The organism is Bradyrhizobium guangzhouense, from assembly GCF_004114955.1.
Lineage (GTDB): Bacteria > Pseudomonadota > Alphaproteobacteria > Rhizobiales > Xanthobacteraceae > Bradyrhizobium > Bradyrhizobium guangzhouense.
In genome coordinates, this window is the sequence record NZ_CP030053.1 from 1,467,846 (window position 1) to 1,490,588 (window position 22,743).

The 22,743-nt window shown below is 65.1% G+C and carries 18 protein-coding genes; 9 read left to right on the forward strand and 9 right to left on the reverse strand.

Going from position 1 to position 22,743, the window contains the following annotated elements; genetic code table 11:
• Positions 1–88 precede the first annotated feature (88 nt).
• Positions 89–1,300, forward strand: a complete 1,212-nt coding sequence (locus XH91_RS07150; protein ID WP_128949923.1) for an NnrS family protein — start codon at positions 89–91, stop codon at positions 1,298–1,300.
• 3 nt (positions 1,301–1,303) lie between these two features.
• On the opposite strand, the gene XH91_RS07155 is transcribed toward XH91_RS07150, so the two are convergent.
• Positions 1,304–2,344, reverse strand: a complete 1,041-nt coding sequence (locus XH91_RS07155; protein WP_128949924.1) for an AraC family transcriptional regulator — start codon at positions 2,342–2,344, stop codon at positions 1,304–1,306.
• A gap of 202 nt (positions 2,345–2,546) precedes the next feature.
• Between XH91_RS07155 and XH91_RS07160 the strand changes: the two genes are divergently transcribed.
• Both XH91_RS07160 and XH91_RS07165 read left to right on the forward strand, forming a co-directional pair.
• Positions 2,547–3,167, forward strand: coding sequence for a response regulator transcription factor (locus tag XH91_RS07160; protein WP_128949925.1), 621 nt, complete (start codon positions 2,547–2,549; stop codon positions 3,165–3,167).
• 189 nt (positions 3,168–3,356) lie between these two features.
• Positions 3,357–5,039, forward strand: a complete 1,683-nt coding sequence (locus XH91_RS07165; protein ID WP_128949926.1) for a mucoidy inhibitor MuiA family protein — start codon at positions 3,357–3,359, stop codon at positions 5,037–5,039.
• A gap of 76 nt (positions 5,040–5,115) precedes the next feature.
• Here XH91_RS07165 and XH91_RS07170 read toward each other — a convergent pair whose 3' ends face one another.
• The 5 genes from XH91_RS07170 to XH91_RS07190 all read right to left on the reverse strand — a co-directional run bounded on the left by XH91_RS07170 (position 5,116) and on the right by XH91_RS07190 (position 10,710).
• Entirely contained in the window at positions 5,116–6,087 is a 972-nt protein-coding gene (locus XH91_RS07170; protein ID WP_128949927.1) for an MBL fold metallo-hydrolase, read from the reverse strand.
• Positions 6,088–6,218: 131 nt separating this feature from the next.
• Positions 6,219–7,061 carry a carbohydrate ABC transporter permease gene (locus XH91_RS07175; RefSeq protein WP_245470879.1) on the reverse strand — a complete coding sequence of 281 codons (843 nt, stop codon included), beginning with the start codon at positions 7,059–7,061 and terminating at the stop codon, positions 6,219–6,221.
• Positions 7,062–7,113: 52 nt separating this feature from the next.
• A complete protein-coding gene (locus XH91_RS07180) occupies positions 7,114–8,070 on the reverse strand; it encodes a carbohydrate ABC transporter permease (RefSeq protein ID WP_128949929.1) in 957 nt (318 codons plus the stop codon).
• Positions 8,071–8,233: 163 nt separating this feature from the next.
• Complete coding sequence (locus tag XH91_RS07185) at positions 8,234–9,577, reverse strand: ABC transporter substrate-binding protein (RefSeq protein ID WP_128949930.1); 1,344 nt, start codon at positions 9,575–9,577, stop codon at positions 8,234–8,236.
• Between the two features lie 89 nt (positions 9,578–9,666).
• Positions 9,667–10,710 carry a C-terminal binding protein gene (locus tag XH91_RS07190; protein WP_128949931.1) on the reverse strand — a complete coding sequence of 348 codons (1,044 nt, stop codon included), beginning with the start codon at positions 10,708–10,710 and terminating at the stop codon, positions 9,667–9,669.
• 259 nt (positions 10,711–10,969) lie between these two features.
• Here XH91_RS07190 and XH91_RS07195 point away from each other — a divergent pair, with 259 nt between their 5' ends.
• Entirely contained in the window at positions 10,970–12,655 is a 1,686-nt protein-coding gene (locus XH91_RS07195; protein WP_128949933.1) for a methyl-accepting chemotaxis protein, read from the forward strand.
• A gap of 189 nt (positions 12,656–12,844) precedes the next feature.
• On the opposite strand, the gene XH91_RS07200 is transcribed toward XH91_RS07195, so the two are convergent.
• Positions 12,845–13,780: a DMT family transporter gene (locus XH91_RS07200; RefSeq protein ID WP_128949934.1), complete on the reverse strand. Its 936-nt coding sequence runs from the start codon at positions 13,778–13,780 to the stop codon at positions 12,845–12,847.
• Positions 13,781–13,873: 93 nt separating this feature from the next.
• On the opposite strand from XH91_RS07200, the gene XH91_RS07205 reads away from it, so the two are divergent.
• A complete protein-coding gene (locus XH91_RS07205; RefSeq protein WP_164933604.1) occupies positions 13,874–14,275 on the forward strand; it encodes a DUF1330 domain-containing protein in 402 nt (133 codons plus the stop codon).
• On the opposite strand, the gene XH91_RS07210 is transcribed toward XH91_RS07205, so the two are convergent.
• Positions 14,272–15,204 carry a DMT family transporter gene (locus XH91_RS07210; protein WP_128949935.1) on the reverse strand — a complete coding sequence of 311 codons (933 nt, stop codon included), beginning with the start codon at positions 15,202–15,204 and terminating at the stop codon, positions 14,272–14,274. The two genes, XH91_RS07205 and XH91_RS07210, sit on opposite strands and share 4 nt — an antisense overlap.
• A 130-nt stretch (positions 15,205–15,334) precedes the next feature.
• Positions 15,335–17,833 (reverse strand): magnesium-translocating P-type ATPase, encoded by a 2,499-nt coding sequence (gene mgtA, locus XH91_RS07215; RefSeq protein ID WP_128949936.1) that lies wholly within the window; start codon positions 17,831–17,833, stop codon positions 15,335–15,337.
• 194 nt (positions 17,834–18,027) lie between these two features.
• Here mgtA and XH91_RS07220 point away from each other — a divergent pair, with 194 nt between their 5' ends.
• The 4 genes from XH91_RS07220 (at position 18,028) to XH91_RS07235 (ending at position 22,740) form a co-directional block, all read left to right on the forward strand.
• Entirely contained in the window at positions 18,028–19,296 is a 1,269-nt protein-coding gene (locus tag XH91_RS07220) for an efflux RND transporter periplasmic adaptor subunit (protein ID WP_128949937.1), read from the forward strand.
• On the forward strand, positions 19,293–20,519 hold the full coding sequence (locus XH91_RS07225) for an ABC transporter permease (RefSeq protein WP_128949938.1): 1,227 nt from the start codon (positions 19,293–19,295) through the stop codon (positions 20,517–20,519). Before XH91_RS07220 ends, XH91_RS07225 begins: the two co-directional genes overlap by 4 nt.
• Positions 20,512–21,195: an ABC transporter ATP-binding protein gene (locus XH91_RS07230; RefSeq protein ID WP_128949939.1), complete on the forward strand. Its 684-nt coding sequence runs from the start codon at positions 20,512–20,514 to the stop codon at positions 21,193–21,195. The genes XH91_RS07225 and XH91_RS07230 overlap by 8 nt, the downstream gene beginning before the upstream one ends.
• 252 nt (positions 21,196–21,447) lie before the next feature.
• On the forward strand, positions 21,448–22,740 hold the full coding sequence (locus XH91_RS07235; RefSeq protein ID WP_128949940.1) for an adenylosuccinate synthase: 1,293 nt from the start codon (positions 21,448–21,450) through the stop codon (positions 22,738–22,740).
• Positions 22,741–22,743 lie beyond the last annotated feature (3 nt).

Below are 22,743 nucleotides of genomic sequence, written 5' to 3' on the forward strand. Positions count from 1 at the left end.
TCATCAGGCAGTTTGCGATAGCGCAAAACGCGCCGGCTACGCAGCAGTATTTTTCCAACCAATGGTCTGAATCTGCTGGAGTTGTCCCATGGCTGGCGCTCGATCCCGTAATTTTCAGGGCTTTCAGCTGTTTGCGAACAGCTTTCGGCCCTTCTTCCTGCTCGCTGCCATTCAGGCGGCGCTGTCGATCCTGGTCTGGCTGCCCATGTTCTATGGCGAACTGTCGGTGACGTCCGCCTTCGCGCCGCGGGATTGGCACGTCCATGAGATGCTCTTTGGCTTCCTGCCCGCCGTCATTACCGGGTTTCTGTTCACGGCGATCCCGAACTGGACCGGGCGGCTGCCGATCCAGGGCACGCCGCTGGGCGTGCTGGTGGTGGTCTGGCTCGCCGGGCGTGCGGCGGTCGTGCTGTCTGCCGAGATCGGCTGGGCGTTTGCGCTTGCCGTCGATGCGGCCTTCCTGGCGCTGGTCGTTGCGGCTGCAGCGCGCGAGATCGTCGCCGGCGGCAATTGGCGCAATCTGCCTGTCGCGGCGCTCGTGCTGCTGCTGCTGTCGGGAAACGTCGCCTTCCATCTCGAAGCGCATTTCAGCGGTGCGGCCGATGTCAGCATCCGAATCGGCGTCAGTGTGGTCGTGCTGCTGATCTCGCTGATCGGCGGTCGCATCATTCCGAGCTTCACCCGCAACTGGCTGGTCAAGTTCAATCCCGGCCGTGTGCCGGTGCCGTTCGGACGGTTTGACGGCGTGGTGATCGGATTGAGCGCGCTCGCGCTGATCACGTGGATCGTGGCACCGTTGAACACTGTCAGTGGTGTCGCGATGACGCTCGCAGGCGCGCTGCATCTGGTACGGCTGGCGCGCTGGGCCGGTGATCGCACCGCGCGCGAGCGGCTGCTTGCGATCCTGCATGTCGGATACGCCTTCGTCCCGCTTGGCTTCATCCTGAACGCCCTGGCTGGCTTCGGCGTGCTGCCGCCGAGCGCAGGCATTCATGCCTGGATGGCGGGGGCGGCCGGAATCATGACGCTCGCGGTGATGACGCGCGCGAGCCTTGGCCATACCGGGCAGGCGCTGACGGCGTCGCCGGCCACACAAGTCATTTATGGTGCGATCATCGTCGCGGCACTGGCGCGCGTTGCTGCCGTTGTGCTCCCTGCGCATGGCGATGCGTTGCTGCACATCGCTGCCTGCGGCTGGATCGTCGCCTTCCTCGGCTTTGCCATCGCGTTCGGCCCGTTGCTGACAGGCAATCCTCGGCGCGCACTCGCCATCATGGGCGCGGCCGCCCCGGCACGCTGAAATCTAGGCCGCTGAAGCCGATGGGGCGTCAGCGGCCGCTTTTGGCAGCGGCCGCACGCCTCTGCGCCACTCCGTGATGGTGCAGCCGAAGTGGTTGCGGAACCAGCGGGCCATGGCGCTTTGCGCGGAGAAGCCGAGCTGCGTGGCGATATCCGCCAGCGGCCGGCCGGGATCCTCGATCAGTTGAATCACGAGATCGGCGCGTTGCGCATCGAGGATCGCCGAGAAGCTGGTGCCTGATGCGGCGAGGTGACGGTGGATGGTGCGGCGGGTGCAGGCCAGATACTCGGCGACGCGCTCGACCGTGCAGTCGCCGCTCGCAAGCAGGCTGCGCACGACCTCGTCGACCTTCTCCTCCCAGCCTGCGGGCCGGTTCTCGATCGCCTCGATCCGCTTGCGCAGATAGCTCGCGATCAAGGGGTGCGCGCTCGGAATCCGGCGCTCCATGTCGTGCGCCGACATCAGAACCGCGTCCTCCTCCGCGTTGAAACTCACGCGGCAGCCGAAGAAGTCGCGGTAGCGCTTGGGGTCGTGCGGCGGTGGGTAGTGCAGATGCACCTCCTGCGGCCGCCAGTCGCTGCCGAACAGCGACTGGATGATACGGTGGACGCTGCCGAGTGCCATGTCGATCGACTGGCGCGGCGCGGTTGGTTGCCGGCCGCGCAGATGCAAGATGATGGTGACGGTCTGCCTGTCTCTGACGATCTCGAGCTTCATGCCGTCGTGATGGACATGAATGAAGCGGGAGAAAGCCTCGATCGCTTCGCCGACGGTTGCCTGTTCGCGCACGATCAGGCCGACCGCGCCGAAATTGGTGAGGCCGCCGCGCTCGGCAAGCCGTAGGCCGAAATCTTCGGCACCGGACTCCGCTGCCGATATCTCAAGCAGGCGACGCAGGGCAGGGACCGCAATGGGTGTATCGGGCTTGTCCAGGATGGCCAGCGGCAGCCTGACCTTGCGCATCATCTGACGGGGATCGAGCCCGACCGACCGGGCGACCTCCGGGTAACAGCTCAAGCCTGCGCTGCGAATGAGGTCGGTCATGCGACCCGTTCCTGTCAGCTATTCCCGCAGATGTCCCGAAATGTAAAGTATCTGTCCCGATCCGTCAAATCCCGGAACCCGTTGGAACATACATAGGGGAAAGCGAAGCACGGGCGCGAATGCCGTGCCGATGACGGCGGGGCGCGATGAGGCCCCCGGCCGTCGCATATCATTTTGACCAAGACATTGCTGGATCGGGATTATGCCGGGGAACATGCTTTCCAAGGGTGAGGTATTCGTCATTGAAACCGACGCCGCCTCTCGCGAACAATTGTCCAACGCGCTTCAACAGAGCGCCTATGATGTGATTTGCTTCGCCGACGGCGCATCGCTGCTGTCGGAAGCCAAGGAGCGGATGCCGGCCTGCGTACTGCTCGAGATGCCGCCTGACCGTTCCGCGCTCGTCGTGCTCAAGCGTCTGCGCGAGGAGAACTGCATGGCGCCGGTGTTGGTGACCTCGGCCAATGGCAGCATCGCCATGGCGGTCGATGCCATAAAGAGCGGAGCTGCCGACTTCATCGAGAAGCCGTTCCGCACCCACGATATCGTCGGCCGGATCGACGCCGCGATCGACGAATCCGCACAGCCCGAGACGAGCCGGCAGCGTTGGCTGGCCGGTTGCGAGCCCCTGACCGCGCGGGAAGGCGACGTGCTCGCGCATCTGGCGGCCGGCCTCACCAACAAGGAGGTCGCCCGCCGCATGCATCTGAGTGCGCGCACGGTCGAGGGCTATCGCGCCAGCATTTTGAAGAAGGCCGGCGCCAAGAACGTGACGGATTTGCTTCGTCGTATCTTCGGCCAGGGTTCGCCCAGCCGGGTCTGACGGTTAGTTCTTCGATCGACGTTGTGCCGCGGCGCGGTGACGCGTTCCGCGGCCATGGTGCTGCCGCAGCGGCGCCCAACGGAAACCCCAATCGAACCGGTTCCTTCCCTGCCGCGTCTCACCACGATGGCGTGGCATGTTTTCGCGCGTCCGGCTGGCGGCGCGGCGATATCGGCAGGGAGAAGTTTGATGCGCATCACCGCAAGATGTCTGGCGACGACGAGCCTGGTTCTGGTGACCACGGCACTCGCTTTGCCCGCATGGGCCGCCGATGTGGACGCTACATCGGCCATCGACGCCGTCACCGTCTATCCCGATGGCGCGACCGTCACGCGCGTGATCGCGATGGACCTTGCGCCGGGCGAGAGCACGCTGGTCGCAAAGGATTTTCCGCTCTCGCTTGATCCCTCCTCCCTCCGCGTCGAGGGTGAGGCGGGCGCAAAGCTCACCATCGGCACCATCGACGCGCGCCCGCCTCGCGCGGCGCCGCCGGTCAATCTTCCCGAGCTCGACAAGCGCATCGAGGCGCTCAAGGACGAGCGCGCCGATCTGCAAGGCGCGATCGATGCGGCCACCGCCCGGCGCAAATTCGCGGAGCGCTTTGCCGAAGCCTCTCCTGCCGGCCTCGGCGAGAAAGGCGAGGCGCGCCCGATCACCGAATGGCGCGCGGCCTTCACCGCGGTGGCGGAGGAAGTTGCGGCCGCAGATTCCGCGATCCGCGATGCCACGCGAAAGCAGCGCGAGATCGACCGCCAGATCGCGCAGCTCGAGGCCGATCGATCCGCCAAGCCGCCGAGCAAGCTCGAGGTCCGCATCGACGTCGCATCGGCCGCCGCGACAAAGGCCACGCTGCGCGTGACTTACAACGTCCGCAATGCGCGCTGGCTGCCGCTCTATGATGCCCGGCTCGACACCGCCGCCAAGGATCGCAAGCCGCAGCTCGAGCTGGTCCGTCGCGCCGAGGTCACGCAATCGACCGGCGAGGACTGGTCGAACGTTACGCTCGGCGTTTCCACGGTCCGGATCGCCCGCGGCGGCAGCGCGCCGGAGCTGGGCTCGCTGGTGGCGCAATATCCGCAGCTGCCGAAGCCGATGGCGGCCGGCGCAATGCAGATGCAGGAGAGAATGCCTTCGGCAGCACCGATGTTGCGAAAAGTGGAGGCAGCACGAGACAAGGACCAATTTGATCTGCCGGCCCAACGTGCGGACGAACAGCAAGCGCTTGCGGAGATCGGCGACTTCCAGGCCACCTTCAAAATCCCCGGCCGCGTCAGCCTCGGTGCCGCCGAGGGCGCCAAGAGCCTGCGCATCGCCGCGATGAGCGTGCCAGCTGATTTGGCGGTCCGCGCCGCGCCGGTGATCGATCCCACCGCCTTCCTCGAAGCCAGCTTCAAGCAGACCGACGACACGACATTGCTGCCGGGCAAGGTCGCGATCTATCGTGACGGCATCTTCGTCGGCCGCGGCAAGCTCTCGGCATCAGCCAAGGACGACGTCGTCCGGCTCGGCTTCGGCGCCGACGACAAGGTCAAGATCGAGCGCGCCGTGCTCAAGCGCAATGAGGGCTCGGCCGGCCTGATCGTGACGACGTCCAAGACCGACGAGCGCGCCTTCAAGACCACTGTCCGCAACGGCCACGACTTCCCGATCCACGTCGCGATCGAGGACCAGCTGCCGGTCAGCGAGAATGACGAGATCGTGGTCGAGATGCTGCCCGCGACCACGCCGCCCACGTCAAAAGACATCCGGGACAAGCGCGGCGTGCTGGAATGGTCGTTCGACGCCAAGCCCGGCGAGATCAAGGATATCAATTTCGCCTGGCGCGTCCGCTGGCCGAAGGACAAGAGCATGGTGATCGTGCCGTCCGGCTAGTTTGCAGGCAATTGCGGCGGTCTACTCCCACTCCCGCACAGAGGGCCTTCCCAGGCGCGCAGCCGCGCGCCGGGTCTCACACGCCCTCATAGACCAGTCGGGTGAAGTAGCCGGGGTCGACGAGGAACTGGCCCCATCTCGCGTCGAACGCGGCGGTCGGCTTGGCGGCCAGCGTCTCCTCGCGCGTCTTTCCCTGTTTCTTGAGATTGCCGACATTGTCCCTGACAGCGACCAGCATGTCGCGGAAGTCCTGCAGCTCGGCCTTGTTGCTGACGGGCTTGCCGTGACCGGGGATGATGATGGTGTCGTTGTTGGCCATGGCGAGATTGGCATCGGACGCCGCGATCATGCCGTTGATGCTGCCGCCGGTCGAATAGTCGATGAATGGATAGATGTCGTTCCAGTAGGTGTCGCCGGCGTGAAGGACATTGGCCTCGGTGAACATCACGGAGATATCGCCGTCAGTGTGCGCGGGTCCGTAATATTTTAGGGTGATGGAGGCGCCGTTGACCTTGAGGTGATGATCTCCGGAGAAAACCTCGGCCGGAACGGCGTTCGCGGGCAGGGCGAGGAAATTGTAGTCCCAATCCTCGACGCGCTGGACGACGGACAGGTGCTTGCGGGTATTTTCGTGCGCGATGATTTTCGCGCCTGCCTTCTGCAGCCATTCATTGCCGTCGGCATGGTCGAAGTGCCAGTGCGTGTTGATCAGTTGGGCGATCGGTTCGTTGCCGAGCTCGGTCAACGCCTTGCTAAGCTGAGGTTGAGAGACGCCGATGCCGGCGTCGACCAGAAGCTTGCCGTCAGATCCTGTGAGGACGGCGACGTTGCCGCCGGATCCCTCGAGCACGCTGATGTTGTTGCGCAGCTTGTAGGTTTTGATCGGTGATGTCGCCGCGCTGTCCTTGATCAGGCTGACCAGGCCGCGCGCTTCGGCGTAGGCCTGCCGCGGGCTGAGCCATCCCCCGGTTGCCGCGACGGCGGCGCTACTGATGCAACACAGGCAAAAGCCGCGTCGGGACATTGGATGGAGCTTTGGCGATCCCATGCGATGCTCGCTTTCTTGCGCGGCGATCGACGGTGCCAAGGATCGACCCCGCCGTGTGTGCGGCAAGGTGCGACGAAAGATGCAGGCGGTCTATCAGGATTGCACGGTCGTACGCGATCGCACGCCGCTCGTCATTCCTTCACCGCGCCAGTGAGCGACGATACGTAGTAATCCACGAACAGCGAGTAGAAGATCGCAACCGGCAGCGAGCCGAGCAGCGAGCCCGCCATCAGCGCGCCCCATTGATAGACGTCGCCGGTGACGAGCTCGGTCAGGATCGCGACCGGCACGGTCTTGTTGGCGCCGCTCTGGATGAAAGCGAGTGCATAAATGAACTCGTTCCAGGACAGCGTGAAGGAGAAGATGCCGGCCGAGATCAGGCCGGGCACGGCGAGCGGCAGCGTGATCCGCCGCAGGATCTGCAGCCGCGTGGCGCCGTCGACCAGCGCGCATTCCTCGAGCTCATAGGGGATCGACTTGAAATAGCCGATCAGCAGCCAGGTGCAGAACGGCACCAGGAAGGTCGGATAGACCAGGATCAGCGCGAGCGGGGAATCGAACAGGCCGAACTGCACCACCACTGTTGCGAGCGGAATGAACAGGATCGACGGCGGCACGAGATAGGCGAGGTAAATGCCGAGGCCGACATAGGGACTGCCGCGGAAGCGCAGGCGTTCGATCGCGTAGGCTGCAAGCGTGCTCGCGACCAGCGACAGCGTGGTCGCCCCGATCGCGACCATCATCGTGGTCCACAGCCAGCGCGGATAGGCGGTGTCGAACAACAGGTGCTTGATGTGCGCCAGCGTCGGCGAGGTGATCCAGAACGGGTTGTGCTCCCGGTAGTTCATCAGCTCCGCGTTCGGCTTGAACGAGGTGATCGCCATCCAGTAGAACGGGAACAGCAGGATCAGCACGAAGCAGCCGAGCGGCAGATAGATCATCATCAGCCGGCGCAGCCCGGAATCCCAAGCCATGGTCTCGGGGGCTGCTTTCGCATCAGTGACGGAGGAGGCTGGGGCGACGGCGTCAGTCATTGGCCTCTCCCTGCTGCCATTTGCGGCGCGCCAGGCCGAAATAGGAGAACAGCGTCGCGAACACCAGGAACGGGATCATCGACACCGCGATCGCCGCGCCTTCGCCGAGCTCGCCGCCGGCGATGCCGCGCTGGAAGGCCAGCGTGGCGAGCAGATGCGTCGAGTTGACGGGGCCGCCGCGGGTGATGGCGTAGACCAGCTGGAAGTCGGTGAAGGTGAAGATGATCGAGAAGGTCATGACGATGGCGAGGATCGGCATCATCATCGGGAAAGTGATGTAGCGGAAGCGCTGCCAGGCGCTGGCGCCATCCAGCATGGCGGCCTCGTAGAGCGAGGGCGAGATGGTCTGCAGCCCCGCCAGCAGCGAGATCGCGACGAAGGGAATGCCGCGCCAGATATTGGCGGCGATCAGCGAGAAGCGTGCCGGCCAGGGCGAGCCGAGGAAGTCGACATTGCTCGTCCGCCAGTGCAGCACGTCGACCAGCAGATAGGAGATGATCGAGAATTGCGGGTCGTAGATCCACCAGAACGCCAGCGCCGAGAGCACGGTCGGCACGATCCAGGGCAGCAGGATGATGGCGCGCAACAGGCTCTTGAACGGAAAATGGTTGTTGAGCAGCAGTGCGAGCCAGAAGCCGAGCGCGAATTTCCCGAAGGTCGCGATCGCCGTGTAGACGATGCTGTAGAAGACCGCATTCCACCACAGGGGATCGGAGAGCAGATATTGGAAATTATCCAGCCCGACGAAGATGCCCCTCTGCCCGATCGTGGTGTCGGTGAAGGCGAGCCAGATGCCGAGGCCGAGCGGATAGGTCAGGAACACCGCGAGCAGCCCGATCGCGGGCGCGAGGCACATCACGATCAGGAACGGCTTGTAGTCGAACAGGCGCACCAGCCAGTTCGGCTGCCGCTGTGCCAGCGCGGGGGAGGAGAGGGTGGTCACGGACATCAGGGCGTTGTCCTATTCTAGATAGTCACTTCACCGTCATTGCGAGGAGCCTGCGACAAAATTGCGAAGCAATTTTGCGCTGGTGCGGCGAAGCAATCCAGACTGTATCCGCCGAGGGATTCTGGATTGCTTCGCTTCGCTCGCTATGACGGCCTCTCGGCCGTCACCTCTGCCGCCGGAAGTACCGCTTGCAGCGCTGCTCCGCCTCTGCGGCTGCGGCCTCCGGCGTCGCTGCGCCGGTTGCGACCGAGGCGAACATCTGCACCGTGACATAGTCCGCGCGAACAGCGCCCGTGGCGGTCGAAATCGGCCCCTTGTAGCCGGCGTAGTAGTTGCTGTTCATGGTGTCCTTGAAGATTGCGACCTTGGGATCGCCCTTCCACACCGCTGCATCGGCATAGGCTGCCAGCGGCTGCGACCAGTAGCCGCTGTTGGCGTTGAGCCACGGTTCGTACTGGTCCTTTTCCATCATGTATTGCAGGAACGCCTTTGCGGCGTTTGGATGCGGGCTGTGCTTGAACACCATGGCGTTCAGCGTCAGCCCGGACATCGGCGAGACCGGTGCAAGACCTTTCGGCAACGCCTGATGTTCGGAATCCTCGGCGATCGCCGCGGTCGCCGGATCGTTCTTCAGCGAGAAGTACAGCGAGACGCCGTTCGCCGTCAGTGCGATGTCTTGCGCCGAATACGCGCGGTTGTTGCTGACGTCGTTCCAGGACGTCGTGCCCGCGATGAAGGTCGGATAGAGCTCCTTCACGTAGTTCAGTGCCGCGATGGTCTCCTTGCTGTTGATGGTGACATTGCCTTCTTCGTCCAGCAATGCGGCGTTGTGCGCCCACATCATCCAGTCGGCAAAGCCGTTGCCGTCGCCCACGGCATTGCCGAGCGCAAAGCCGGCGGGCTTGCCGGCTTTCTGCAGCTTCTTGCAGAGGTCGAGGAATCCAGGAAGGTCGTCCGGTGCCTTGTCGAACCCGACGGATTTGAGCACGGACTTGCGATAGATCAGCGGGCCGCCGGAGGCCCCGAACGGGAGGCCAATCCAGGTATCGCTTTTGGCCTTCTTGCCATAGGCCTTCGCCAGGTTCAGCCAGCCGCCATACTTCTTGCCAAGATAGTCGGCGATATCGGTCAGCTCGATCAGCTTGTCGATATAGATGTGCGGTGCATCGGAGAAGCCGATGATGATGTCGGGGCCGGCGCCGGAATTGGCTGTGACCGCGGTCTGTTGGTTGATGTCCTCCCAGCCGACGAAATCGACCTTGACCTCGACGCCGGTCTCCTTGGTGAATTTAGCCGCATTGGCGCGGAACACGTCCTCGTCGGCCTGGACGAAGCGCACCGGGCGCAGCATGCGCAGGCTCGCGCCCTTTTCGATCGGCAGTTTCGGAGCGGGGACGTCCGCGGCCTTGATCGCGGATTGAGCGTGCGCTGCAACACCAGTGGCAGCGACCGTTGCAGCAGACAGGCCCAGCGCCAAGGCATCACGACGCGTGATGTCGTTCCTCATCGGTTCCTCCCTATGATGTCTCCCTTCCCGGCGTTGGTCGCCGGTGAAGGGCCGTTTCGGTCTTTCGGCGCGGTGTTGCGCCGGCCGCCTTAGCTGTTCGGGCCGCGGTCCATGCCGACGGGTTGCCAGCGGCGGAGCGCGGTGTCTTGCAGCACCGACGGATTGACACAGCTTACCGGCCACATGCCCTGAAGCACCAGTGACAATTCGTAGCCCACCCGGCGCTTGCGCGCCTCGTCGAACCGTGCCGAGGCGGAGGCGACATGGGCGGTCAGGGTCACATTCTCCATGCTCAGGATCGGGTTGTTGTGCGACGGCGGTTCCTTCTCCAGCACGTCGAGGGCGGCGTGGGCGATCCAGCCCTCCTGCAGCGCCTTGATCAGGCTTTCCTCGTCGACCGTGGCGCCGCGTCCCGTGTTGATGAAGATCGAGCTCTTCTTCATCTGCCGAAAATGCTTCTCGGTCAGCATGTGATGCACTTCGGGCCGGGCGGGGGCGTGCATCGAGACGAAGTCGGATTGCGACAGCACCTCGTTCAGCGTCGCCGGGATCACGCCGTGGTCCCACATCAAGGTTTCCTGGATGAAGGGATCGTAGGCCATCATGCGCAGGCCAAAGGGGGCTGCGCGCTTTGCAACCGCACGCGCGACGCGGCCAAACGAGATGAAGCCGAGCGTCTGGCCCATCAGCCGTGGAATCTTCAGGAGCGCCGGCCGTCCCTCGGCCCAGCGGCCGGTGCGCACCATCTTGTCCTGCTCGACCAGGCGGCGGAAGCCCGACAGCAGCAGCATCATGGCGTGGTCGGCGACTTCCTCGATGAAGGTGTCGGGAATGTTGGTGACGGGAATGCCGCGGGCGGTCGCCGCCTTCACATCGACGCTGTCGACGCCGACCGAGCCGAGCGTGATGACCTTGCAGTTCTGCAAGCCGTCGATGATGGTCTTGGTGATCGGGATGCCCTTGGCGTAGATCGCGTCGGCATTCTTCGCGGCGGCGATGAACTCGGCCTCGTTGGCCGGCGCCTCGACGATCTCGGCATCGATCGGATCGAGCGCCTCGCGCTCGTATGAATAGTCGCTGCCGGCGACCGTGAAGCTCGCGCCCTTCGGCGTCACCACCCTGTATTTCGGCATTTTCTGCTCCCGATTTTGTTTGTCGGTTCTTGTTGCCACCCGCACCTTCTGGGCGGGCCTTTGCGTCTTTTACGCGAAATCGCCGTGAGTGCGTACAATTCCCGGTTGTTGCTCCAGCGATTATTTGCCTTTTTCCCGGCAGCGTCCGGGCTTCTACGGAGGCCCGTAAGTAACTTGCTAAGAGGTCGCCCACTAAAAGTTGATTCAATTTCTATCGTTTCACTCGCGCGCCCGTATCCCTTTCTCCGGAGCCCATCCCGTGAAGTTGAGCAATCTGAAGATCGTCCCCAAGCTTGGCATCCTTGTCGGCGTTACCTTGTTCGGCCTGTGTATCTCCGGAGTTCTCGCCGGTTACCTGATGAAGCAGGAGATGGTGAATGCACGCATCGATCAGACCAAGGCGATCGTCGATCTTGGCCGCAACTATGCGGCCGCGCTGAAGAAGCGTGTCGACGCCGGCGAGCTGACGAAGGATGCGGCCATGGCCGAGCTTCGTCGCTACGGCAATGCGATGACCTACGACAACGGCTCGGGCTATCTGTTCGGTACGTCTTATGACGGCATCACCCAGCTCGCGCCCGATCCGAAGCAGATCGGGATGAACCGCATGGACGTCGTGACCAACGGCCGCAAGCTGTCGGTCGAGCTGATGAACGGCGTCAAGGCCAACGGCTCGATCCTGCTCTATTATGACTATGTGAAGCCCGGCCAGCAGACTCCGATCAGCAAGATCGGATACGCCGTCGCGGTGCCCGGCTTTGATATGTATCTCGGCACGGGCGCTTATCTCGCCGATATCGACGCCAAGATGGGCCCGGTCTACTGGCTGCTCGGCCTCGCCGTGCTCGGCATCGTCATCGTCGCCGGCAGCGTTGCCTGGTTGCTCGGCCGCAGCATCAGCCGTCCGCTGGCCTTGCTCGGTGCCCGCATGAAGGATCTCGCCGACGGCAAGCTTGACGGCGACATCCCCGGCGTCGGCCGCGGCGACGAGGTCGGTGCGATGGCATCGACCGTCCAGATCTTCAAGGACAACGCGCTCCGCATCCGCGAAATCGAGAAGAGCGAGCAGGACGCCAAGGACCGGGCCGCGGCGGACCGTCGCCGCGCGATGGAAGATATTGCCAACGACTTCGAACGCAGCGTCAACGGCATCGTCCGCTCGGTCTCCTCGGCCGCGACGGGCATGCAGTCGACGGCGCAGTCGATGACCGCGACCGCCAGCGACGCCTCCTCGCGCGCGGCGACCGTCGGCGCGGCCTCGCAGAAGGCCTCCGGCAATGTCGGCACGGTTGCCGCCGCCGCCGAAGAGCTGTCGAGCTCGGTTGCGGAAATCTCGCGCCAGGTGACGCGCTCGACCGAAGTGGCGAGCCGCGCGGTCAGCGACGCCGAGCGCACCAACGCCACGGTGCAAGAGCTCTCGACCGGCGCCGAAAAGATCGGCGAGGTCGTCAAGCTCATTCACTCGATCGCGGCGCAGACCAATCTCCTTGCGCTCAACGCCACCATCGAGGCGGCGCGTGCCGGCGAATCCGGCCGCGGCTTCGCCGTCGTCGCCTCCGAGGTGAAGGCGCTGGCCAACCAGACCGCCAAGGCGACCGAGGAAATCTCCGCCCAGGTCGCGGCAATGCAGACCTCGACCAGCGATGCGGTCGCAGCGATCGGCGGCATCACCCAGACCATCGCCGAGATGAGCGAGATCACCGCCGGCATCTCGGCCTCGATCGAGCAGCAGGGTGAGGCGACCCGCGAGATCGCCCGCAACATCCAGTCGGTCGCGGCCGGCTCGAGCGAGATCAACGCCCATATCGGCAGCGTCACTTCGGCCGCGGAAGCGACCGGCACCGCCGCCGGCGACGTGCTGACCAACGCCCGCGAGCTGGATCACCAGTCCGGCGCGCTGCGCAGCGCGGTGGACGGCTTCCTCGCCAAGGTTCGCGCGGCGTAAATTCGGGCACCGGTCTCGTGCCCCGGACGCGGCGCAGCGCTTCCCCGGCGATGCGAAGCATCGTCCGGAAGCGGTGCGCTGCAGAGCCGGGGCCCATGCCGCCACAAACTGGGTCCCGGTTCAGCAGCGCATCACTGCGTGCTGCGCTGCGCCCGGGACAAGAGACGAGTTGCGCGTCCGCACCACGTCTTACTTGACCACCGCGCCCCGGCGCGAGGCGATGACGACGCCGGCGAGCACCAGCGCGTAGCCGATCAGGTGAAAGGGCTGGAGCCTTTCGCCGAGCAGCAGGATCGCCATCGCCGAGCCGAATACCGGCACCAGGTGAAAGAACGGCGCGGCGCGGTTCGGCCCGATCAGTGCGACGCCGCGGTTGAAGAAGAGATAGGCGAGCGTCGAGGGGAAGATCAGGATCCAGCCGAGCGTCATCAGCGTCACGGTGTCGAACTGCAGCACCCTGCCGCTCCAGGCCTCCCAGATTGCCGTCGGCAGCAGCATGAAGGCGCCGCAGCAGGTGGTGAACGACAAAAACGACAGCTGATGAACCTTCGGCCGCCGCGGGATGAAGGCCGAATAGAGTCCGAACGCGACCAGCGAAGAGGCGAACATGATGTCGCCCCGGTTGAACGAGATGCTGGCCAGCGCCGCCAGATCGCCGCGGAGGATGATGATCAGCACGCCCATCAGCGAGATCGCGATTCCCGCGAGCTGCCCGCCGGTCAGCCGCACGCCGAACAACACCAGCGACCACAGCGCCACGAACAGGGGACCTGCCGACTGGATCAACAGCGCGTTGAGCGCCTCGGTATATTGCAGCGCCCAGTAGGAGATCGCGTTGTTGAAGGCAAAGCCCACCAGCGACAGGAACAGCATCAGCGGCAGGCTCTTGCGCAACGCCGGCCAGTCGCGCTTCAGATGCGGCCAGGAGAAAGGCAGCAGCAGAAGGAACACGCCGAACCAGCGGATCGTCGTCACCGTCAGCGGCGGCACATGCGCGCCGACATGGCGCGCGATCACGATATTGCCGGCCCAGAACAGAGAGCTCAGGCTGAGAAGCAGATAAGGCTGGTTGTTGAGCCAGCTGGCCGGATTCGAGGCCGTTGGCGCGGGCGATGCAATCGTCATTGGCGTCACGTGCGACCTTGCGCCGGATGGTCGTCATGACACAAGTCCCGCCGCCGCAATGCTACAATGCAGGCAAACCTTAGGGAGGTGCCATTGGCGGTTAATATGTTGAACATCCAGGGGCTGGAAGGGCTCGACCAGCATGCGCCGGTGGTGATGCTGAACCTGATGCGTTTCCACGCCCATTCGCGCGATGGCGACGGCTCCGGCTGGGATGCCTATTTGCGCTACAGCGCGATCACCGTGCCCATGATCAAGGCGCGCGGCGGCACATTGCTGTGGACCGGTGAGACGAGGGCGATCGCGCTCGGCCCGCACGCGGGCAACCAATGGGATTTCGTCGCGCTGGTCTCCTATCCGTCCGTCGCGGCGTTCCTCGACATGATGACGTCGCAGGCCTACGAGCGCGATGCCGACCCGCATCGCGTCAACGGCTGTGCCGAGCATGTGATCATCGCCACCAGCGAGGCGTACAGCAAGTTCAGGGCGAGCTAGCTCGCCTGCTTCCGCGACGCCACGAAAACGCCCGACAGCACCAGCGCGAAGCCGATGAAATGGAAGGCCTGCGGCAGTTCGCCGAGGAAGACCATGGCCATGATCGAGCCGAACACCGGCACGACGTGAAAGAACGGTGCCGCGCGGTTGGCGCCGATCAGGCGGACGCCGCGGTTGAAGCAGAGATAGGCCAGTGTCGAGGGAAACACCGAGACGTAGAACAGCGTGAGCAGGTTCGGCCCGTCGAGCTTCATGACCGGGCGCGCGGATATCTCCCAGATCTCCAGCGGAATCAGGCACGCGGCACCGGCGCCGAAGGTGAAGGCGAGGAACGACAGGCCGTGGATCGGCGGCCGCTTCAGGGTCAGCACCGAATAGAGCGCGAAGATGATCAGCGCGACGATGAAGATCAGGTCGCCCTTGTTGAAGGCGATGTTCGACAGCGTGGTGAGGTCGCCGTGCAGCAGAATGATCACCACGCCGCACATCGAGAGCAGCACGCCGAAGGCCTGCGCGCCCGTCAGCCTGATTCCGAGGATGACCAGCGACCACAGCGCCACGACCAGGGGCGCGGCTGACTGCAACAGAAGCGTATTGAGCGCCTGGGTATGCTCCAGCGCCCAATATTGCAGGGTGTTGAAGGCGCCGATGCCGGTGATCGACAGCACGATCATCAGGCCGAGCTTGTCGCGGATGGCCGGCCAGTCCTGGGCGAGATGCTTCCAGGCGAACGGCAGCACCAGCAGGAAAGCGAAGCTCCAGCGCAGGAAGGACAGCGTCACCGGTGGGATGTGGCCGGCGGCGAGCCGCCCCACCACCGCATTGCCCGCCCAGCAAATCGCGGTGATGCTGAGCAGGAGATAAGGCTGGTTGGCGATCCAGCTGTGGCTGGATGATTCGGCGCTCGTGGTCTGGCCGGCAGCGGACATTGGTATTGTTATGGCCCCGCGTCATGCGCCGAGGCTCCCGGCCCGGCCCCGCCCAAAGACACGGAAACGAGCCCGATATCAATGGTGCGCGGCGCATCGCCATCATGCGCTAGGCGGTGCAACAGGAAACTCAGCCGGTCGGTCCCGTGCGGATCGCGAACGGCTTCAAGAGCTCGGCGCAGGCGAGATAGACGACGACGAGCAGCGCAATGCCGGCCATCATGACCGGCGGGGGCGCGACGAAGCCGAACCAGGTCCCGAGCGGCGTGAACGGCAGCGCTATCGCGGCGAACAGGGCGATCAGAGAAGAGGCCGCAAGCACGGGATCGGGCCAGTTGTGCCAGGGTCGTCCATAGGTGCGGATGACGAAGATCACCAGGATCTGCGTCGCCATGGATTCGACGAACCAGGCGGTGCGGAATTCGTCCGGCGAGGCCTTGAACACATAAAGCAGCGCGGCAAAGGTGAGAAAGTCGAACACCGACGACAGCGGCCCCATGATCGCGGCAAAGCGCACCAGCCGTGACATGCTCCACACCTGCGGCCTGGCCGTCGCCTGCGCCGAGACCCGGTCGAAGGGAATGCCGAGCTCGGAGAGATCGTAGAGCAGGTTGTTGAGCAGGATCTGCGTCGGCAGCATCGGCAGGAACGGCAGCGCGATCGAGGCCGCCGCCATCGACAGCATGTTGCCGAAATTCGAACTCGCGCCCATGCGGACATATTTGAGGATGTTGGCGAAGGTCCGCCGACCTTCCTCGACGCCGTCGGCGACGACTTCGAGATCGGACGCCAGCAGGATCATGTCGGCCGCGGCCTGCGCCACACCGGTGGCGCCGTCGACCGAAAGACCGACATCGGCCACTTTCAGGGCCGGTGCGTCGTTGATGCCGTCGCCGAGGAAGCCGACCACCTCGCCGCCGGCCTGAAGCGCCTTCACGATGCGCGACTTCTGATCCGGTGCGAGCCGGCCGAACGCATCGGCGGAGCGCACCTGCACGGCAAGCGCCTCGTCGCCGAGCTTGGCAATGTCGGCTCCCGACAGCACGCGCTCGGCGTTGAGCCCGACCAGTCCGGCGAGCCGCTTCACAACCACCGGGTCGTCGCCCGAGAGGACCTTCAGGCTCACGCCGCCCGCCGCGAGCCGGGCGATCGCGGCTGCGGCCGTCGGTTTCGGCGGATCGGCGAAGGCGCAGAGACCCTCGAAGATGAGGTCGGTTTCATCGTCGGTCTCGACCTCGCGCAGCGCGCCGCTCCATGCCCGCGAGGCGATGGCCACGGTGCGCAGGCCCTCGGTCGCGAGCGCGTGGACGCGGGCCATCGTCGCCTCGCGCGCATGTTGGTCCATCGTGCACAATTCCAGCACGGCCTCCGGCGCGCCTTTGACGATCAATCGCGCGCCTTCGGGGCCGGTGGCGAGCACCGATCCGAGCCGCCGCGAGAAATCGAAAGCCTGCCGTCCGGCGAGCGTCCAGCCATGCGCGGCGTCCGGTCGTCCGGCGACGAGGGCGGCGTCGAGCGCGCCACGGTCGCCGCCGAGCGAGGCCGCGATGGCGCCGAGCCGCGCGGCGCGCTCATCGTCGTTGCCTGCGGCATCGAGGCTTCTCGCCAGCGTGATCTCGGCCGATGTCAGCGTACCCGTCTTGTCCGTGCACAGCACGGTCATGGCGCCCAAGTCGTGAATGGCGGCGAGCCGCTTCACGATCACCTTGCGCCCCGCCATGCGCAGCGCACCGCGCGACAGCGTCACCGTCGTGATCATCGGCAGCAGTTCCGGCGTCAGCCCGACGGCAAGCGCGACGGCGAACAGCAGCGAATCGAGCACGGGACGACCGAATACGACGCGGACGGTGAGCACGACCAGCACCAGCGCCAGCGTGGCGCGCGCGATCACGAGGCCGAATTCGCGCAAGTCCCGTTCGAAGGGGGAGGGCGCCTGCGCCTCGGCGAGCGCGGAGGCCGCCGCGCCGAACACGGTGTCGCGGCCGGTCCTGACCGCGAGCGCGATCGCTTCGCCGGTTTGTGCCACGGCGCCGCGGAACAGCGCATTCGAGGTGTCGTCGGGGCCGGCGCATGGTCCGGCGCGTTTCTGCACCGGATAGGGCTCGCCGGTGAGTGCGGCTTCACCGGCGGTGAAGGCGGTGCTCTCCAGGATCAGCGCATCGGCCGGGATGATGTCGCCGGCGCGGACGCGCAAGAGATCGCCGGGCACGACGTGCTCGACATCGATATCGACAAACGCGCCGTTGCGGCTGACCTCAGCCTTCAGGGCCACCGAGCGGCGGAGAATTTCGGCGGCGCGGACCGCGTGTCCCTCCTGGATGGTGTCGAGGCCGATCGAGAGCGCGAGGATCAGGACGATGATGAGCCCGCCGATCTCGTCGCCGGTCAGCATCGAGATGATGCCGGCCACCAGAAGGATCAGCGACAACGGTTCGAGCAACCGGCGCAGGATGGCGCGCGCCGCGCCCTCGATCCGCGGCGGTGTGTCGGTATTCGGCCCGAAACGGTCGAGGCGTTCTTCGGCCTGCGCCGCTGACAGACCGGTAAGCCCGCAGCCCAGTCGGCTGCAGAGCTCAGGCGGTGACAGCTGCCAGAAATTGGTGTCGGCGCGGGTTGGACTGTCCAGCAAGCGGTGCTCCCGGTTTCAGGGCGTCTTGTGGCGGCCAGATGCCTCTAAATTCGGCGTAACCTATTGACCTAAAGCAATCTCGATTGCCGACGGCACGCTAGCGTTGAAGAGGATCACCCGGCTTTGCCGGGCCAGCAATCGAAATCGAGACGTGAATCCGCCCAATAGCACGGCGCGATTTGCATGGCGTTGTCATGGTCGAGCAAACTATCACCTTGCCGCAGCATAAGAGCCGGCTCTCCGTCGCGGCGCTGTGGTCGGGATTTCTCAATCACAAATGGTTCATCCTCGCGGTCGCCGTTCTGCTGGCCTTCGGGGCCTGGCAAAGCGTGCGCATGATTCTGGGGCCGGCGGTCGTCGTCGACGAGGCGAGGCGCGGCCGTCTCGTCGAGACCGTGGTGGCGAGCGGCCATGTCGAGACGCCGTACCGGGTCGAAATCGGCAGCCAGATCACCGGCACGGTGCAGGAGGTGCTGGTGCAGGAAGGCGAAAAGGTCAGCAAGGGCCAGCCGCTGATCTCGCTGGAGTCGCGCGAATTGAACGCCGCCGTGGTGCAGGCGCACGGCGCGGTGGCCCAGGCCGAGGCCCGCATCAGGCAGCTCGAGGAACTGACGCTGCCCTCGGCGAGGGAAGCGCTGACCCAGGCGAATGCCACCCTGCGCAACGCGCAGCAGACTTACGACCGCACCGCGCAGCTCGAACACAACGGCTATGCGACGCGTGCGTCGCTCGACGATGCGCAGAAGACGCTCGATGTAGCCAGCGCGGTGAAGCGTTCGGCCGAGTTTCAGGTCTATACCGCCAGCCCCGGCGGCAGCGATTACGTGATGGCGCAGACGCAAGCCAACCAGGCCCGCGCCAATCTCGACACGGCGGAATCCCGGCTCGGCTATGCCACGATCGCCGCGCCCCGCGACGGCGTCCTGATCACGCGCAGCGTCGAACGCGGCACCGTGGTGCAGCCAGGCAAGGCGCTGCTCGTGCTCGCGCCGGTCGGCGACGCGCAGCTCGTGCTGCAGATCGACGAACGCAATCTCGGCAAGATCGCACTCGGGCAGAAGGCGCTCGCCTCGGCCGATGCCTATCCGGACCGGCGTTTCGCCGCAGCGATCACCTACATCAATCCCGGTGTCGACATTTCGCGCGCATCGGTCGAAGTCAAGCTGACGGTCGCCGACGCGCCGGACTATCTGCGGCAGGACATGACTGTCTCGGTCGATATCGAAGTGGCTGCGCGTGACGACGCGCTGATCCTGCCGCTGCGCTCGGTGCACGACGTCTTGTCGGGGAATCCCTGGGTGCTCGGCGTCAAGGACGGGCGTGCTGTGCAAAAGCCTGTAAAAATTGGCCTGCACGGCAACAGCCAGATCGAGATCACCGACGGCCTTGCTGCCGGCGATGTCGCGATCCCGCAAAGTTCCGGCGTTCTGACCGGCCAGCGCGTGCGGCCCGTACGGCAATGAACCGCTGGCTGCCGTTCGAATGGACCATGGCGGTGCGCTTTCTGCGCGAAGGCCGGCTCCAGACCATCTTCATCATCGGCGGCGTCTCGATCGGCGTCGGCGTCATCGTCTTCATGTCGGCGATGCTTGCGGGGCTGCAGGCGAACTTCATCAAGCGCGTGCTGACCTCGCAGCCGCACATCCAGCTGCTCACGCCCGACCAGATCGCGCGCCCGCTGCGCAACCGCGCAGGCGAGATCGAGGACGCGGTGGTGCAGCGTCCGAGCCAGCGGGTGATCTCGATCGATCAATGGCCGAAGATCCGGCTCCAGATGCAGGCGATGCCCGAGGTCGTTGCGGTATCGCCGACGATCCTCGGCTCCGTGCTCGCGGTGCGCGGCGATGCCAGCCGCTCCGTGAATCTGTCGGGCGTCGAGCCGGAGTCCTATTTCAACATCGTCAAAGTGCCGGACTATATCGTTGCCGGCGAGCCGCGCCTGACCAGCGAGGACGTCATCATCGGCATCGAACTGGCAAAGGATCTGGGCGCCACCGTCGGCGACAAGCTCAACATTCGCGCCGCGTCCGGCGCGACCCGCGTGCTTACGATTTCGGGCCTCGTCGACCTCGGCAACAAGGGCGTCAACCAGCGCGTCTGCTACGCTGCGCTCCGAACCGCGCAATCGCTGCTCGGCATGATCGGTGGCATCACCACGATCGACATCACGGTCCGCGACATCTACGCAGCCGAAGACATCGCCCAGCGCATCCAGGCCGCCAACGTCGTCGAGGCCGACAGCTGGATCAAGACCAATGCGCAGTTCTTCACCGCGGTTCAGGCCCAGCAGAACACCAACACCCTGATTCGATTGTTCGTCGGTCTCTCGGTCGCGTTCGGAATCGCCGCCGTGCTGGTGGTCTCGGTGATCCAGCGCTCCAAGGACATCGGCATTCTGCGCGCGATGGGGACGTCGCGCAGCCAGATCCTGCGTGTGTTCCTGCTGCAGGGCGGCCTGCTCGGCTTCGTCGGCTCGCTGTTCGGCGCGGCGATGGGCGCATTCGCGCTGGTCTATTGGCACTCGGTCGCGCGCCAGGCCGACGGCACCGAGCTGTTTCCGCTGATCCTGGAGCGGAGCCTGTTCGTCTACACGGCGCTGCTTGCAACCGTCACGGGCCTGCTCGCCGCGATGGCGCCTGCGGTGCGGGCCGCGAAACTCGATCCGGTGGTGGCGATCCGTGGCTAGCGAAATCCTCCGCCTCGAGAATGTGTGCAAGGCCTATAATGTCGGCCTGCCGACCGAAACCGAGGTGCTGCATGGCATCGACCTCGAGCTCGACCATGGCGAGTTCCTGGCGTTGATCGGCCCCTCGGGCTCGGGCAAGAGCACGCTGCTCAACATCGTCGGCCTGCTCGACCAGCCGACGTCGGGCCGGCTGCTGATCAAGGGCCAGGACATCGCCGATCTCGGCGACGCCGAGATCACCCACCTGCGCGGCCACACCATCGGCTTCGTCTTCCAGTACCATCTCCTGATCTCGGCCTTCACCGCGCGGGAAAATGTCATGATGCCGATGCTGGCCGATCGCGGCTTTGCATCGGCTGATATCGAGGCGCGGGCGGACCGGCTGCTGGCGCAGGTCGGGCTCGAGAAATTCGCCGGCAACCTCGCCAACAACATGTCGGGCGGGCAGCAGCAGCGGGTGGCCGTGGCGCGAGCCTTGGCCATGAGCCCGGACCTCGTGCTTGCGGACGAGCCGACCGGCAATCTCGACACCAAATCGGCCGACGCCGTGTTCGAGCTGATGCGGCAGGTCAACCGCGACAGCGGCACGAGCTTCCTGCTCGTCACCCATAATATGAGCCTGGCGCGGCGCTGCGACCGCATCATCGAAGTGGTTGACGGCCGCATCCGCGCCTAACGTCGTAGAAGGCGCCCGGTAAGGCGGATTTTTAGGGGATATCAAAGGCTTGGATCGCGCCTTGGGCCCGAAAAAAGCCCCGTTCTTGCTTGCCTAGAGAGGCTGCTTCCTTTATCCGGTGGGGCTGCCTCGCATGCGAGCGGCCTTGGGCCGGGACTTGGGCTGGGCGCAGGCATGATCCCGGACAAGCGGGTCCCGGTTTTCCGTTTGGATCGTGCCTTTACAGAGAATTCTTCGAAGGATTACCCGCGAATGGCCAATGTTGTCGTCGTCGGCGCCCAGTGGGGCGACGAAGGAAAGGGCAAGATCGTCGACTGGTTGTCGGAGCAGGCGGACATCGTCGCACGCTTCCAGGGCGGCCATAACGCCGGCCACACGCTGGTCATCAATGGCGAGACTTACAAGCTCGCGCTGTTGCCCTCCGGCGTGCTGCGGCCGTCGAAGCTGGCGGTGATCGGCAACGGTGTGGTGTTCGACGCGCAGGCCTTCCTCGACGAGGTGACCAAGCTGCGCGGCCAGGGCGTCGCGGTCGGCCCCGAGAATCTGCGCGTCGCCGAGAACGTGACCCTGATCCTGCCGCTGCATCGCGAGCTCGATGCGCTTCGTGAGTCGTCCAATGCGGTGACCGCGATCGGCACCACGCGCCGCGGCATCGGCCCTGCCTATGAGGACAAGGTTGGCCGCCGCGCGATCCGCCTGATGGACCTCGCCGACCTCAACACGCTGCCGCACAAGATCGATCGCCTCCTGGCGCACCACAACGCGCTCCGTCGCGGCCTCAATTTGCCGGAGTTCGACGGCAAGGAGATCCTGAAGGAACTCACCGCGCTGGCCCCGCAGCTGCTGCCTTATGCGGAGACCGTCTGGCGTCTGCTCGATGCCGAGCGGCGTGCCGGCAAGCGCATCCTGTTCGAAGGCGCGCAGGGCGCGCTGCTCGACGTCGACCACGGGACCTACCCTTACGTCACCTCGTCCAACACCGTGGCGGCGCAGGCCGCGACCGGAACGGGCCTCGGCCCGAACGCGGTCGGCTACGTTCTCGGTATCTGCAAGGCCTACACGACGCGCGTCGGCCAGGGACCGTTCCCGACCGAGCTCTTGAACGAGATCGGCGAGGAGATCGGCCGCAGAGGTCGCGAGTTCGGGGTCAATACAGGGCGCAAGCGCCGCTGCGGCTGGTTCGACGCCGTGCTGGTCCGCCAGACCGTGCGGACCTGCGGCATCACGGGCCTCGCGCTGACCAAGCTCGATATTCTCGACGGCTTCGACACGATCGAGGTCTGCGTCGGCTACAGGCTCGACGGCAAGGAGATCGATCATTTCCCGGCCGGTGAGGGCGCGCAGGCCCGGGTCGAGCCGATCTACGAGACCATCGAGGGCTGGAAGGAGCCGACCGCCAATGCGCGGTCCTGGGCCGACCTGCCGGCCCAGGCCATCAAATATGTCCGCCGGATCGAGGAATTGGTGGGGTGCCCGGTCGCACTGCTTTCCACCAGCCCCGAACGCGAGGATACTATCCTGGTGCAAAACCCGTTTGAGGCTTAACGA

What these genes read in the sequence shown, in the direction of transcription:
- XH91_RS07165 (WP_128949926.1), top strand. Translation starts at nt 3,357, where the DNA reads ATGCGCATCACCGCAAGATGTCTGGCGACGACGAGCCTGGTTCTGGTG.
- XH91_RS07185 (WP_128949930.1), bottom strand. Translation starts at nt 9,577, where the DNA reads ATGAGGAACGACATCACGCGTCGTGATGCCTTGGCGCTGGGCCTGTCT.
- XH91_RS07155 (WP_128949924.1), bottom strand. Translation starts at nt 2,344, where the DNA reads ATGACCGACCTCATTCGCAGCGCAGGCTTGAGCTGTTACCCGGAGGTC.
- XH91_RS07200 (WP_128949934.1), bottom strand. Translation starts at nt 13,780, where the DNA reads ATGACGATTGCATCGCCCGCGCCAACGGCCTCGAATCCGGCCAGCTGG.
- XH91_RS07190 (WP_128949931.1), bottom strand. Translation starts at nt 10,710, where the DNA reads ATGCCGAAATACAGGGTGGTGACGCCGAAGGGCGCGAGCTTCACGGTC.
- XH91_RS07180 (WP_128949929.1), bottom strand. Translation starts at nt 8,070, where the DNA reads ATGTCCGTGACCACCCTCTCCTCCCCCGCGCTGGCACAGCGGCAGCCG.
- XH91_RS07220 (WP_128949937.1), top strand. Translation starts at nt 18,028, where the DNA reads ATGGTCGAGCAAACTATCACCTTGCCGCAGCATAAGAGCCGGCTCTCC.
- XH91_RS07225 (WP_128949938.1), top strand. Translation starts at nt 19,293, where the DNA reads ATGAACCGCTGGCTGCCGTTCGAATGGACCATGGCGGTGCGCTTTCTG.
- XH91_RS07160 (WP_128949925.1), top strand. Translation starts at nt 2,547, where the DNA reads ATGCCGGGGAACATGCTTTCCAAGGGTGAGGTATTCGTCATTGAAACC.
- XH91_RS07235 (WP_128949940.1), top strand. Translation starts at nt 21,448, where the DNA reads ATGGCCAATGTTGTCGTCGTCGGCGCCCAGTGGGGCGACGAAGGAAAG.
- XH91_RS07150 (WP_128949923.1), top strand. Translation starts at nt 89, where the DNA reads ATGGCTGGCGCTCGATCCCGTAATTTTCAGGGCTTTCAGCTGTTTGCG.
- XH91_RS07170 (WP_128949927.1), bottom strand. Translation starts at nt 6,087, where the DNA reads ATGGGATCGCCAAAGCTCCATCCAATGTCCCGACGCGGCTTTTGCCTG.
- XH91_RS07210 (WP_128949935.1), bottom strand. Translation starts at nt 15,204, where the DNA reads ATGTCCGCTGCCGGCCAGACCACGAGCGCCGAATCATCCAGCCACAGC.
- XH91_RS07175 (WP_245470879.1), bottom strand. Translation starts at nt 7,061, where the DNA reads ATGGCTTGGGATTCCGGGCTGCGCCGGCTGATGATGATCTATCTGCCG.